This is a genomic window from Curvibacter gracilis ATCC BAA-807, from assembly GCF_000518645.1.
Classification (GTDB): domain Bacteria; phylum Pseudomonadota; class Gammaproteobacteria; order Burkholderiales; family Burkholderiaceae_C; genus Curvibacter; species Curvibacter gracilis.
In genome coordinates, this window is the sequence record NZ_JADZ01000004.1 from 404,577 (window position 1) to 417,272 (window position 12,696).

11 protein-coding genes are annotated in these 12,696 nt (G+C 67.8%); 4 read left to right on the top strand and 7 right to left on the bottom strand.

Annotation, left to right across the window (positions count from 1 at the left end):
* Window positions 1–75 precede the first annotated feature (75 nt).
* From L880_RS31280 to L880_RS34120, 4 genes are read left to right on the top strand one after another with little or no spacing between them, the layout of a single operon-like run.
* A complete protein-coding gene (locus tag L880_RS31280) occupies window positions 76–1,026 on the top strand; it encodes an MbnP family copper-binding protein (protein WP_169737707.1) in 951 nt (316 codons plus the stop codon).
* A 3-nt stretch (window positions 1,027–1,029) separates the two neighbouring features.
* Window positions 1,030–2,301, top strand: coding sequence for a methanobactin export MATE transporter MbnM (locus tag L880_RS0101880; RefSeq protein WP_027474221.1), 1,272 nt, complete (start codon window positions 1,030–1,032; stop codon window positions 2,299–2,301).
* Entirely contained in the window at window positions 2,298–4,586 is a 2,289-nt protein-coding gene (locus tag L880_RS0101885) for a TonB-dependent receptor plug domain-containing protein (RefSeq protein WP_245614872.1), read from the top strand. Before L880_RS0101880 ends, L880_RS0101885 begins: the two co-directional genes overlap by 4 nt.
* 12 nt (window positions 4,587–4,598) lie before the next feature.
* The gene (locus L880_RS34120) at window positions 4,599–6,092 is read left to right on the top strand and encodes a fibronectin type III domain-containing protein (protein WP_051442960.1); all 1,494 of its coding nucleotides are present in this window, start codon (window positions 4,599–4,601) and stop codon (window positions 6,090–6,092) included.
* Window positions 6,093–6,103: 11 nt separating this feature from the next.
* Here L880_RS34120 and L880_RS31290 read toward each other — a convergent pair whose 3' ends face one another.
* The 7 genes from L880_RS31290 to L880_RS0101925 form a co-directional block, all read right to left on the bottom strand.
* On the bottom strand, window positions 6,104–6,325 hold the full coding sequence (locus tag L880_RS31290; protein WP_043328087.1) for a winged helix-turn-helix transcriptional regulator: 222 nt from the start codon (window positions 6,323–6,325) through the stop codon (window positions 6,104–6,106).
* Between the two features lie 11 nt (window positions 6,326–6,336).
* A complete protein-coding gene (locus L880_RS34125; protein ID WP_245614874.1) occupies window positions 6,337–6,765 on the bottom strand; it encodes a glycine zipper 2TM domain-containing protein in 429 nt (142 codons plus the stop codon).
* A 48-nt stretch (window positions 6,766–6,813) separates the two neighbouring features.
* Window positions 6,814–7,644, bottom strand: a complete 831-nt coding sequence (locus L880_RS0101905) for a hypothetical protein (RefSeq protein ID WP_027474224.1) — start codon at window positions 7,642–7,644, stop codon at window positions 6,814–6,816.
* Window positions 7,641–8,879: a Tle-like phospholipase domain-containing protein gene (locus tag L880_RS0101910; protein ID WP_027474225.1), complete on the bottom strand. Its 1,239-nt coding sequence runs from the start codon at window positions 8,877–8,879 to the stop codon at window positions 7,641–7,643. Before L880_RS0101910 ends, L880_RS0101905 begins: the two co-directional genes overlap by 4 nt.
* The gene (locus L880_RS0101915; protein WP_027474226.1) at window positions 8,861–10,630 is read right to left on the bottom strand and encodes a hypothetical protein; all 1,770 of its coding nucleotides are present in this window, start codon (window positions 10,628–10,630) and stop codon (window positions 8,861–8,863) included. The genes L880_RS0101910 and L880_RS0101915 overlap by 19 nt, the downstream gene beginning before the upstream one ends.
* Window positions 10,627–11,481 carry a hypothetical protein gene (locus L880_RS0101920; RefSeq protein ID WP_027474227.1) on the bottom strand — a complete coding sequence of 285 codons (855 nt, stop codon included), beginning with the start codon at window positions 11,479–11,481 and terminating at the stop codon, window positions 10,627–10,629. Before L880_RS0101920 ends, L880_RS0101915 begins: the two co-directional genes overlap by 4 nt.
* Before the next feature lie 209 nt (window positions 11,482–11,690).
* Entirely contained in the window at window positions 11,691–12,668 is a 978-nt protein-coding gene (locus L880_RS0101925) for a helix-turn-helix transcriptional regulator (RefSeq protein WP_027474228.1), read from the bottom strand.
* Window positions 12,669–12,696: the final 28 nt, after the last annotated feature.

Here is a 12,696-nt window from a genome sequence, read left to right on the forward strand (position 1 = left end):
ACCCACCTTCTCGGCGTGGGGTGCTGGTGCTCGATCGCACCCTTCTTTTTCAGCCATTTGATGCAGGAGCTATTCATGGCTTGCTTTTCTACGTCCCGGTATTCCAAATCCCTTCTTGGCGCAGCCAGCGCCGCCCTGGCGCTGTCGGCCTTGTTGAGTGCCTGCGGCGGCGGTGGCGACGGCGGTAGCAGCAATGGCTGGTCGGTTGATGCGAGCGGCGCCGTCAAGCTACAGTTCGCCGCCTATGCCGGCAGCACCCCGATCCAGTGCGGCACGGCCGTGGCCGGCTTGGGCAGCAAGAGCAGTGGGGCCCAGATCCAGGACCTGCGCTTCTACATCTCGAACGTGAAGCTGCTGAAAGCCGATGGCAGCTCGGTGGCGCTGACGCTGTCGGGCACCGACAACAACAACTACCAGGGCACGGACAGCGTGAGCCTGATCACCCTGTCGCAGACGGGCGTGGGCAGTTGCACGGCGGCCGCCTCGTTGAACAAGCTGATCCAGGGCACCGTGCCGGCCGGGCAGTACGTGGGCGTCACCATGACGCTGGGCGTGCCGTTCTCGCTCAACCACCTCAACTCGACCGACCCGGCCACCCCGGCGGTGTTGCGCTCTGATGTGAACCCCGGCATGTCCTGGAACTGGCGCGGTGGCCGCAAGTTCACCAAGGTGGAGTTGCAAAGCACCGACACGGGCAGCCCCATGACCCTGCTGCATCTCGGCTCCACCGGCTGTGTGGGCGATCCGGCCAACGGGGTGGCGATCACCAGCTGCACCGCGCCGAACCGCGTGCCTTTGACCTTTTCGAGCTTCAACCCCAACACCCAGGCGATTGCGCTGGACGTGAAAACACTGTTTGCCAGCGCCGATTTCAGCGTGGCCAACAGCTGCATGTCCAGCCCCACCGATGCCAAATGCGTCGGGCCTTTCGGTGTGTTGGCCTTGACCTTCAACAGCGACGGCACGGGCACGGGGCAGCCGATCTCGGGCCAGACCCAGAGCGCCTTCAAGGCTGTGGGCTTGTGATCCATGGGCACCACCACGCTTGATGCCTGGGGTGCCCGGTGGCCAGGGGCCTGGCTGGGTGTGAGCCTGATGGCGGGGGCTCTGTGCCCTGGTCAGTCGGCTTTTGCCTCCAGTGAGCGCCCCGGGCACATCGCGCCCATTACCACGCCGGCCGTCTCTGCGGCCTCGCTCAAGAGGGCCGGTGCCGGGCCCGCAGACTGGGTCTGGCAACTGCCTGCCGATGTGGCGCCACCGCGCGTGCCGGCCGACAACCCGATGTCATCGGCCAAGGTCGAGCTGGGCCGCTTTCTGTTCTATGACAAGCGCCTGTCGGGCAATGGCACCCAGTCTTGCGGCTCGTGCCACTTTCAGCGCTTGGCCTTCACCGATGGCCGTGCCCACGGCCTGGGCTCGACCGGCGAGGCGCATCCGCGCAGCCCGATGTCGCTGGCCAATGTGGCGTTCAATGCCACCTACACCTGGGCCAACCCCGCGCTGATCACCTTGGAGCGCCAGATGACCAACCCGGTCTTTGGCGAGACCCCGGTTGAAATGGGCGTGAACGACGCCAACGTGCAGCAGGTGCTGCAGCGCCTGCAGGCCGAGCCCGGCTACCCCCGGCGTTTTGCCGCGGCCTTCCCCGAAGACCCGCAGGGCGCCATCAGCTGGGACCACGTGATCAAGGCGGTCTCGGCCTTTGAGCGCTCGCTGCTCAGCTTCAACAGCAAGTACGACCGGGTGAAAGAAGGCAAAGCCCGCTTCAGTGCGACTGAAGCCCGCGGCCTGAAGCTGTTCCGCCAGGCCGAGTGCGTCAAGTGCCACCAGGAGCCCAATTTCAGCAACCAGTTTCTGACCGTGGCCACGCGCGACGTCGACGTGAGCTTTTACAACAAGGGCCTGTACAACCTGGATGGGCGCGGGGCCTACCCGGCGGCCAGCCCCGGCCTGATCGAGATCACCGGCAAGGCGGCCGACATGGGCCATTACCGCGCACCCACCCTGCGCAACATCGAGGTCACCGCGCCCTACATGCACGACGGCTCGGTGGCCACGCTGCAAGAAGCCATTGCCCTGTACGCCGACGGCGGGCGCCGCATCACCCAGGGGCCCGACGCGGGGGATGGGCGAGCCAGCCCGCTCAAGAGCGCGCTGGTACGTCCACGGGCGCTGAGCCGCCAGGACCAGGCCGACCTGCTCGCCTTCCTCAAGACCCTGACGGACCCCACCTTCCTGCGCGACCCGCGCCACGCAGATCCGTTCCAGAGCCCGCCCCCTGGCAAAAGGAGAACCCCATGAAACGACACCCAGCCTGCACCCGCGGTCTGATGGCTTTGCTGGCCAGTTCGGCCAGCGGCCTGCTGATGGCCCAGACTTCGGCGCCTCTGATCGCGGCGAAAGACACGCCAGCTGCGAGCTCCACGCTCTCCACCGCGACGCTCTCCACCGTCACGGTCACCGACACCGCCCCCGGCAACGAGAGCCGCAGCCTGCCGGGGCGCCTGCGCCTCGAAGGCGCGGCCCTCACCCCACGGCGCCTGGGCAGCAGCGATGCCGCCGAGCTGCTGGACGGGCTGCCCGGGCTCAGCCTGTACGGCGCGGGCGGCGTGTCGTCGCTGCCCGTCATCCACGGGCTGGCCGACGAGCGCCTGCGGGTGCAGGTCGACGGCATGGACCTGATGGCGGCCTGCCCCAACCACATGAACTCACCGCTGTCCTACATCGATGCTTCGAACGTGGCCCGGGTGCGGGTGTTTGCCGGCATCACGCCGGTCAGCGTGGGGGGCGACAGCCTGGGCGGCACCGTGCAGGTCGAGTCGGCGGCGCCCCAGTTCGCCGCCGCAGGCGAGGGTTTGCTGACCCAGGGCCACCTGGGCAGCTTCTACCGAAGCAATGGCCGCGGCCGTGGCGCCGATGCCGCCCTGGTGGTGGCCAATGAGGGCCTGAGCCTGAGCTACACCGGCTCCAGCGCCCAGTCGGACAACTACCACGCTGCGGCGCCATTCAAGGCGGCTGCGGCCACCTCGGGCGGCGCGCTGGCGGGCGACGAGCTGGGCTCTTCCGCCTACCGGGCCCGCAACCAGAGCCTGGGCCTGGCCCTGCGGCACGACACGCATTGGCTGCAGCTCACCGCCAGCCAGCAGGACATCCCTTTCGAGGGCTACCCCAACCAGCGCATGGACATGACGGGCAACCGCAACACCCAGCTCAATGCCCGTTACCAAGGGCAGTATGAGTGGGGCGAGCTGCTGGCCCAGGCCTACAGCCAGCGCACCAGCCACCGCATGGACATGGGGGTCGACCGCGACAGCTACGGCACCGGCATGCCCATGAACACCCAGGCCCGCACCCTGGGCGCCTCGCTCAAGGCCCACATCAACTGGACCGAGCGCGACCTGCTGCGCCTGGGCCTGGAGGCCCAGCACCACAGCCTGAACGACTGGTGGCCCCCGGTGGGCGGCACCATGGGCCCGAATGCGTTCTGGAACCTGAACTACGGGCGGCGCCAACGCCACGATGCCTTTGCCGAGTGGGAGGCCCAATGGCAGCTGCAGTGGAGCAGCCTGCTCGGCCTGCGCCTGAGCTCGGTCACCACGGACGCAGCGCCGGCCCAGGGCTACAACAACAGCCTGGCCAGCCTGTGGGGCAACGATGCCGCCAGCTTCAATGCCCAGGGGCACCGCCGCTCCGACCTCAACTGGGATTTGACGGCCCTGGTGCGCCACACCCCCGCCGCCGGCCAGACCTACGAGCTGGGCTATGCGCGCAAGTCGCGCGCGCCCAGCCTGTACCAGCGCTACCCCTGGTCCACCCAGGCCATGGCCGCCTTGATGAACAACTTTGCCGGTGACGGCAATGGCTACATCGGCAACCAGAACCTGCGCCCCGAGGTGGCCCACACCCTGAGCGCCACGGCCGACTGGCAGGCCGTACCGGCGCCCGATGCCGGCCCGGGCACCGAGCCCGACTGGCAGGTCCGCGGCACCGTGTACCTGACCCAGATCGAGAACTACATCGACGCCCAGCGCTGCGCCATCGGCCAGTGCGCCGCCGCCAACCAGACCGACACGCAAAGCTTCGTGCTCCTGCAATACCTGAATCAGCAGGCCCGCATGCAGGGGCTGGACCTGTCCGGGCGGGCGCTGTTGGGCCGCCACGCCAGCCTGGGCACGCTGCAGACCCGGGCCGTGCTCAACTGGGTGCAGGGCACGAACCGTGTCACCGGCGACGGCCTGTACAACCTGATGCCGCTGAACCTGCGCTGGTCGATCGAGCAGCAGCGCGGTGCCTGGAGCCAGAGCCTGGAGTGGCTGGCCGTCAGCGCCAAGACCCGGGTCTCGCAGGTGCGCAACGAGATGCCCACCGCCGGCTATGCCTTGCTGAACTGGCGCGCCAGCTACCAGTTCCAGAAGGCCCGCTTCGACTTCGGCATCGACAACCTCTTCAACCGCTTCTACAGCGCGCCCCTGGGTGGGGCCTACCTGGGCCAGGGCTCGTCCATGGCCATCAATGGCATCGCCTGGGGCGTGCCCGTGCCCGGCAAGGGCCGCTCGATCCAGTTGGCGCTGCGTCTTGACTTCTGAGGAACCTCTTCCATGCTCACATTCATCTCCCGCATCCTGGGGCCGGCAAGGCCCCGGTCTTGGCCGCAGGCCACGCACCGGGCGCTGGCCCTGGTTTCAGGCACCGGGCTGGCCGGCCTGTTGAGCGCCTGCGGCGGCGGCCTCGCCCCCGCCACCCTGGCCAAGAGCCAGACCCTGCAGTTCGGCCCGGCGCCAGCCCTCATCCTGGGGCAAAGCGCCCAGGTGAGCGCCACCGCCAGCTCGGGCCTGAGTGTCAGCTTCAGCAGCCTGACCCCGGCCGTCTGCCAGGTGCTGGACACCGGGCGGGTCACCGCCCTGAGCACGGGTAGCTGCGTGGTGGCGGCCAACCAGGCCGGCAATGCCGACTATCAGCCAGCGCCCCAGCTCACCCAAACCCTGGTGGTGCAGACCCAGGGCCTGGCCGCGCAAAGCATCCGCTTCGGCAGCGCCCCGGCACTCACGCTGGGGGGCAGCGCCACGGTCACGGCGCAGGCCAGTTCGGGCCTGGCCGTGCGCTACGGCAGCCTCACGCCCCAGGTCTGCAGCGTCGACGCCAGCAGTGGGCTGGTGCAAGGCCTGGCCCTGGGCACCTGCACCGTCACGGCCGACCAGGCTGGCAACAACCTGTACGCCGCCGCCGCCCAGGTGGCCCAGACCCTGAGCGTGCGCCCCGCCACCTCGGTGGGGGTGCCCGAAGCGCCCACGGGGCTCAAGGCCCGGCTGGGCGCGGATGCGCGCACGGTCGTGATCAGCATCGGCGCCACCGCCAGCGGGGGCTCGCCGATCACGGGCTACCAGGTCAGCTCGGTGCCGGCGGGGCTGAGCGCCAGCGCCAGTGCGTCGCCGATCCAGGTGGCCTGCGGCACGTCTTGCGCTGGCTATGCCTGGGTGGTGAATGCGGTCAATGCGCAGGGCACCGGCCCGGCCTCGGAGCCGGTCCAGGTGATCACCGACTACCAGGTCACCGCCACGTTCTACGAGCCGCAGACCCAGCCCAACAACAGCATCTTCACGGGCAGCTTCAGCTTCAACTCCACCACGCGCAGCGTCTCGGGCCTGAGCGGGCTGCTGACCGAGTCCATGACCGACACCCCCATGACCACCGTGCCCTTGAGCCGCCAAGGCGTGCACTATGCCGACAGCACCGGCACGGGCGTGCTGGTGGGGGCCTTCTACCTGGCCACCAACAACACCTTTGTGGTGGCCCATGGCAACGAAGGCTGGCGCCCCGGCGTGGCCAGCGATGCCCGCTACTTCGGCTACCCGGCCGCCGCCAACCCGTCAGCCGGTGGGGTGGGCAATGCCTATGCCCTGGTCTTTGTCAACACCGACGATCCCGGCGCCGCCCTGAGCAACGCCCAGTTGCAGCAGACGGCCTATGCCGACTGCACGGCCCTGGGCATGATGGGCGCCAGCTGCATGACGGGCACGGCCGCCGCGGTGTACGGCACCGTGGGCACCATGGGGGGCTACCCCTTGTCGCAACAGGTGGTGCGCAAGCCCTGAGAGGGCGAGCCTCAAGCCTCTGGCGTGGCCGGGGGCGGGGTGTCCAGCGCCGCGCCAAACACTGCCATGGCCTGGATCACCCCCGACAGGCTGGTGCCCAAGTGGGTCAGGCTGTATTCGGTGCGTGGTGGCACGACCGGATAGACCTTTTTGGAGATCAGGCCTTGCTGTTCGAGAAAGCGCAGGTGCGTCGCCAGCACCCTGGGGCTGATGCTGGCAAGTCGGTTGGACACAAGCCACTTTCTCAGGGCAGATCCACCGACACCTGATTGCCAACCTGCTTGAGCATCACGCTCTGGCCGGGTTGGTACTGGCCGTCAACCACCTCCAGGTTCATCAACTGGCCCTGGGGCAGTTGCACGCTCAGCACCTGCACCCGCACGCGCACCTGTTGTGCGTTGATCTGGCTGCCTGCGGCCGCACCGGCGGCGCCGCCGAGCAAGGTCATGGCCGTCTTGCCTCGGCCCTTGCCCATCTGGCTGCCCACGGCGGCCCCGGCCAAGCCGCCCAGAACGGCATTGGTCTTGTTGGATTCGGTTTCGATGCGCTCGGTGTCGTGCACCGACTGCACCACGCCGAAATACCGCGTGGCCGGGGGGGCGGTGGCACAACCCTGCAGCATCAGGGCCAGAACGGAAGGGAGCAGCAAGGCCTGGAGGGGGTGGCGTGTCATGGCAAAAAATAGGGTCATAACCGACGAGAACAGGATGAAAACGCCGCTTCAGGGCATGGGGGTGATGGACAGGATGCGCTGGTTGCGCGCATCCACTGCCAATAGGGCCAGCACCCGTGCCGGCTGGATTTCGTTGATGGGGTGGCCGAACAGGCCCAGGCGCAGCTTGCTGTTGCGGTTGACGCGCAAGGGGCCTTCTTTCTTCAGCAAAAAGATGAACTGGATGCGCCGGTTCTGGATGTCGTCGCGCAGGCTCTCGGCCTGCTCGTCGCGGTCTACCACCAGGTATTCAAAAGCCAGGCTGCCCCGGTCCCAATTGGTGGGTTCCACGCACAGCGTCGCGTCGCCCTTGGCATCTTTGGCGTAGCTGCCCAGGCAGTGCAGATCGCGCGCGCTGCCCTGAACCTGGGTGTTCAGGTTCAGGGTCATGGTGAAACGGTGGCGGCTGAAGTCGTAGGGGCTTAGCTTGACCTCCACGTGGGCCCTCCAGCCCTGGGCCTGGGTCATCAGCTGGGTGCGTTCGGCCAGGTAAGGTTGCAGCTTTTGCAGGGCCGCGTGGGCCACGAATTCATTGCTGGCGTTCAGCTCCTGGCCGGCCTGTCGCAGGTGGGGCGGCAGGGCGCTGACAGCACCACGTAGCAGGGTCAGATCATCGCCGGGGTCGCTGCCGCCCAGGCGGTGCAGCAGGGGGGTGTGCAAGGCATCCAGTGGCAGGTAGCCGCTTTGCTCCAGGCCATTCAGGTCTTCGGCCCGCGGCAGCTCCTGTGCCGCGGCCAACAGGGCGCTGCAGGCCAGCAGCAGGCTGAGGGCGCCACGTTGCAGGCGACCGTGCGAGCGGCGGGTGGCGTGTGCCGTGCGGGGGGTGAGGGGGCAGATCATGGGCGTGACAAGACTTCGTTGGAAGGGGCTGGGCAATGGGCGCCAGGCGCCTCGCGGCAGAGCCGGGCCCGCAGCAGGCGCATCGAGTGGGCCGGGCGGGTATAGAGCATCAGCAGGTCGGTGCCGCGCGGGCGAATCTGGTTCTGGTAGATCTGCTGGGCCTCCTGTTGTCCTTCCTTGAAGGATTGGGCCGCCTGTCGGGTGGCCTGCAGCAGGCGCCCCAGCCCGGGGGGTGCGGTGTTGGAGGGCGTGGGGGGGTCCGCCCGGTGCTCTGCCGGGCGCCCCAGGGCCAGCAGGATCACGGGCTTGACGGCTTCGCGCTGCGCCTCACCCACGCGAAGGCCCAAGGGCCAGGCATCTTCCACCTCGAACACGTCCACGCTGTGCAGCGGGCCCAGTTGCACCGATTCGCTGTCGCTCAGGCGGCGGCTTTGCTGGCTCAGCGAGGACACCACATCGTCCAGCACCAGGCAGGGCAGGGCCGCATCGCGCTGTGCGCCCCGGCGGTCGCCGCAGCCGGCGCCGTGGTAACGGGTGCTGTACAGCCAGTGCGGGTTGGCCTGGGCCGCCTGCTCGGGGCTGCTGCCGGCCTGCTCCACGCTGCGCACATTGAGTGCGGCGGGGTTGAATCCATACACAGTGGCCAGGCCCGGAAAGAACAGGGCGTTGTATTGGGCCAGCCCACCCCCGAGCGAATGGCCGGCCAGGCTCACGCTGGCAGGGCGCAGGCCCTGCTCGCGCAGCAACTGCTCGATCAGCTGGCGCGAACGTGGGTAGATGCCCTGGCCCGGGCCCCCGGCGCGCACGCCACCCGTCAGCCCCTCCCGCGAGCGTGCCATCCAGCCATTGTCCGTTGGGGCGCTGCCAGGCCCGGCACTGGCGCCCTGCAGGCCCTGGCGCAGATCGTCCATCCAGTTGGCGGCATTGACCGTGCCGCGAAACACCAGGCTCAGATGCCGCCGCTCGGCTTCGTAGCGCCAGGCCATCAGCAGGCTCACGCCCGGGTCGGTGATCAGCTGAAAGCCCGGGTGCAGGGCTGCGAAACGGCTTTCGCCGTTGGGCGCGCTGGCGTAGATGTCATCGGCCAGCACGGCCTGCTGGGCCAGCAACTGGGCGTCAGGGGCCTCGGTCGAAGGGGCGCCATGGCCCATCGGGGCCAGGGCCCAGCTCAGGCTCAGGGCCAGGCCCCGCAGGGCAGCGCGCAGCGCGCGCGGGTTCAGGAGGTTTTGACGCATGAGGCGGGCTTTTCTGGGGCGTGGCTGGGGGCAGGCGCAGGACCGGTATCGGGCTGGAAGCCGAAGTCCAGATCCTGGAACACCGCGTGCCGCACCCACTCGAACAGCGGGTAGGCATAAGGCTGCACCTGGATCGTGCCGCGAATGGCATGGACCAAAGGGGCGTGCCAGAGGCTGATGAGCCCGCCCTGGTCATTCAGCGCCGCGGCGTGCACGTGCTGCTGGTAAAGCGGTTGGCGCGTGATCTGGCTGCTCAAGAGGGTGCTGAAGCTGGCCATCATCAGCACGATGCCGAGCATGATGGCGCCAAACTTGTACCAACCATTTCGGAAGTGGAGGGCCAAAGCACATTCCAGCAGCAAGAAAAAGGTCAGCTTCAGGATGTGCGCCACAGCGCCCGCCACAGAGAATGCCAAAGCCATGGGTGGTGCGATCAGGGCGCGCATGCTGTCTTTGCCGCTGTGTTCGAAGCGGGCACCGTTGGCGTAGTCCTCCAGCCGCCCGCTCAGGCTGTTGAGCTTTTGACGTGTGACCAAATCCACCACGTGGCCGTACACCCCGCGGTCGAACTCTGCTGGCGTCTGATAGCCCAGCTTGACCGTGACCTCGCAGGGAAAGCGCAGGCCTGCCAGCAATCGGCGCTGGATTGGTGGGCTCAGCATGAAGGCCTCAGCCGACAGATTGGGGGCGATGTACTCGCCCAGGGCATTGCGCACGCCGGCCTGGTACTCGTTGTCGGCGGTGGACTTCACCGATCCAGCAATAGCCTGGTTGAAGCCGGCGTGGTCATTGGGCCGCCAGTTGTTGGGCACGGTCACGCCCTTGCGGCGCACCTCACGACGCACCCGATCGTGGTGGATCAGTGGCACCGAGTCTGGCGACATGCCTTTGAGGCGCAGGCTGCGCTCGTAGTCGGCCCAGGCCTCGGCTTGGCGCGCAGGGATGGTGTTCAATGCCGCCTGGTATTTGCGGGTGCCGGGCAGGTACTGGCCGTCGTAGGCCGTCTTGAGCTCTTTGAGGGCATCGACATAGTGGTTGAACGCGCCCACCGGGCCGCCGTAGGCCTTGTCCACGGCGCGCCGCACCAGGGTGGCCTTCTGATCGGCAATGCGCTTTTCCACGTCGTTGATCTGCAGCAGCAGGATCGGGAACGTGGCCAGAAACGCCTTGCCGTCCGGTGCGTTCATCTGGCGCACCGACAGATCCAGGTCTTGCACATGGGCATCGCCTGTCACCAACGATTGCTGCAGCAGCATCAGGTTGGCCGAGGCATAACGTTGGGCCGGCGACGACATCCGGACGATGAAATCGACCAACTCACGCTCGCCGACGTACATCACGCTCATGACCACCCCCGTCACCGCGCCGAGCGTCAGAAGGCGCTTGCTCGTCCCGGTTATTTTTCCTTTGAGCACCAGGGGCCAAAAGAACAAGGCACACGCAAAGCCAGAGAGACAGCGACCCCAGATTTCGATCCCCTCGATGGCATCCGCCGAACTGATGCCGCCCACCGCATCCAGCAGCCGCGCGTTGAAGGCAAATTCAAGCAGCAGATAAACCAGCGTAATGCTGGTCAGCAGGTACAGCACCGGTCCACGTTTGGCACTGGGGAAGAAGTAGTCACGGAACCTGCGCCAGAGGCCTGGCGTGGCAGCCGGCGCCTGGGTCGACTTGAGCAGATCCTCTGGGTGGGCGGACTGAGAGGCCGGGTGGGGCGGGGTGTCGGCGCGTAGCGCGGAGAGAAAATTCATTTCTTGATGTCAATCACCACCGATTGCGCCTGCGGCAGCGAGGCCGGCTCCAGGGCTTTGGTGGGCAGGATGAAGCGGCTGTTGGCGCTGGCGGTCGTGTTGGCTGCATTGGTGTTGTTGCCTGCACCCGCACTGTTGTTGGCTTTGGCGCCGGACGCATTGCTGGCGCCGCTGCTGTTGCTGGGGGGCGCTGGCGCCGGTGCCTGCTTGCTGCTGCCGCCGTGTTCGATGTGCCAGCCGTTGGCCTGTGGCAGTGCGGTGCCGCCGCCCGGGCGCCCCGGGGTACCGGGGGCCTGGCCGGGGGCGCCGGCCTTGCGGTCGGCCGCCGGGGCCTGGCGCGGATCCTGGGCGCTGAACAACTGGCCATCGCGCACCACCCACAGCAGGCCATTGGCCACGGGGCTGCGGGCCTGGGCCAGCCACAGGGGGCCGGCGGGGTCGGTCTGAAAGTCCAGCGGGCCGCATTGATTGGTTTCCATCACCCGGCTCTCGGCGGCGCTGGTGCGCAGCAGGTAGATGTAGCTGTGGCCGCTGCAGTTGGGCCGGGGGGCGTTCAGCACCAGCACCGTGGCCCCGTCGGGCAGCACGCTGCTGTGGCTGATCAGGTAGCCGCTGGGCTCGGCGGGCAGGTTGATGACGCCGTTGCGGTCATACAGCTTGAGCTGGAAGCGGCCTTGCACTGTGCGCCGCAGCACACCGTTCTTCTGCGACAGGGCGAAGGACTGGATCTGGGTGGCCGTGACCTCGTCCAGGTCCAGCAGGTTGCGGCCATTGTTGGGGTCGACGGCGCAGCCGCTCAACAGCAGCAGGCTGGTGGCCAGCGCCAGGGGCAGCCAAGGGCGGGGTTTCATGGCAACAGGAGTCATGGCAGGTCGTCTTGCGCGGGGTCAGAAATCAAGAGGTGCGTCCGGTTCGGGAGGCCGGCCTGGTGTGGGTCGCGTCGGTGTTCGGGGGCTGTGGTCGGGCCTCGGCCGGCGGGTCGCCGCACGTTAGCCATGCTAGGGAATCCAGGCGACGCAGGCTATGGAACATTGTTCTATGACCGGTCTGGGCCCGGGCCTCAGGCCGCCTGCAGCACATGGCCCAGGGCCGCCTTGCCGCTGATGTTGAGCTTGCCGTAGATGCTGTGCAGCTGGTTGCGCACGGTGGCCGGTGAAATGCCCAGTTCGCGTGCGGCCTCCTTGTAGCTCAGGCCGCCCGCGGCCAGCCGGGCCACGCGCTGCTCGGCCAGCGTCAGTTGCTGGGGGTTGTCCCGGCGTTGCAGGCGCACCCGCCACAGGGCCCCGCCAGGGCGCAGTTCGGCGTTGATCTGCCGCCCCTGAAAGCGCCTCTGCGGGCTGTCGAACAAGGCCTGCGTCAGCGGGGCGGGCAGGCGGGCATCGTTGCATTGCGTCCATTCCTGGCTGAGCCAATCCAGCGCCTGCAGGCTGGCGATGACGATATGGCCCTGACGATCCACCACCAGCTCGGCCTGGGAGGTGGCCCCTGGCAGGGTGGCGCGGGCCTGGAACTGGTCAGCCAGGGCCATCGCGTTGAACACATGGGGCAGCAGCAGGTCGGCCCGGTACAGCTCCTCCTGCGCGAAAGCCTGGCGCTTGTCGGCCCGCCACAAGGACAGCATCTGGTAATGCTGCCCCTGGCGCTGGGTGTGCAGCAGGGCATGAGCGGTTTCAAACTGGCGCGCGTAGGCCCGGATCCCCGGGCTGGCAATGCCCGACACATCCTGCGCAAAGGTGTGGCCGGGTTGGCGAGTGGCGCGGTGCAGCAGGCGGTCGGGGCTGCACACCTCCTGTTGCGCGTTCAGCCGTTCGTTGGCCACATGCTCGAAGCGGTAGCGCAGCTTCTCCAGCGCGTGGCCGTAAGACAGGCAGGCGTTGAAGCGCAGGGCCTGTTGTTCGAACATCGACACGGAGTAGAGAGCACCGGCCTCGAATGGCAGCAGGCCCTGCAGATCGTTCAGGGCCTGGGTACCCAGGCTGGCAGCGTCGGTCTGACTGGCTTGGTGGTACAGATCCAGCAGGAAAGGATTGATGTTCATGGGCAGTGCGTCTGGAGCCGAACCATGG

What these genes read in the sequence shown, in the direction of transcription:
- L880_RS31280 (WP_169737707.1), top strand. Translation starts at nt 76, where the DNA reads ATGGCTTGCTTTTCTACGTCCCGGTATTCCAAATCCCTTCTTGGCGCA.
- L880_RS0101880 (WP_027474221.1), top strand. Translation starts at nt 1,030, where the DNA reads ATGGGCACCACCACGCTTGATGCCTGGGGTGCCCGGTGGCCAGGGGCC.
- L880_RS0101885 (WP_245614872.1), top strand. Translation starts at nt 2,298, where the DNA reads ATGAAACGACACCCAGCCTGCACCCGCGGTCTGATGGCTTTGCTGGCC.
- L880_RS34120 (WP_051442960.1), top strand. Translation starts at nt 4,599, where the DNA reads ATGCTCACATTCATCTCCCGCATCCTGGGGCCGGCAAGGCCCCGGTCT.
- L880_RS34125 (WP_245614874.1), bottom strand. Translation starts at nt 6,765, where the DNA reads ATGACACGCCACCCCCTCCAGGCCTTGCTGCTCCCTTCCGTTCTGGCC.
- L880_RS0101905 (WP_027474224.1), bottom strand. Translation starts at nt 7,644, where the DNA reads ATGATCTGCCCCCTCACCCCCCGCACGGCACACGCCACCCGCCGCTCG.
- L880_RS0101910 (WP_027474225.1), bottom strand. Translation starts at nt 8,879, where the DNA reads ATGCGTCAAAACCTCCTGAACCCGCGCGCGCTGCGCGCTGCCCTGCGG.
- L880_RS0101915 (WP_027474226.1), bottom strand. Translation starts at nt 10,630, where the DNA reads ATGAATTTTCTCTCCGCGCTACGCGCCGACACCCCGCCCCACCCGGCC.
- L880_RS0101920 (WP_027474227.1), bottom strand. Translation starts at nt 11,481, where the DNA reads ATGAAACCCCGCCCTTGGCTGCCCCTGGCGCTGGCCACCAGCCTGCTG.
- L880_RS0101925 (WP_027474228.1), bottom strand. Translation starts at nt 12,668, where the DNA reads ATGAACATCAATCCTTTCCTGCTGGATCTGTACCACCAAGCCAGTCAG.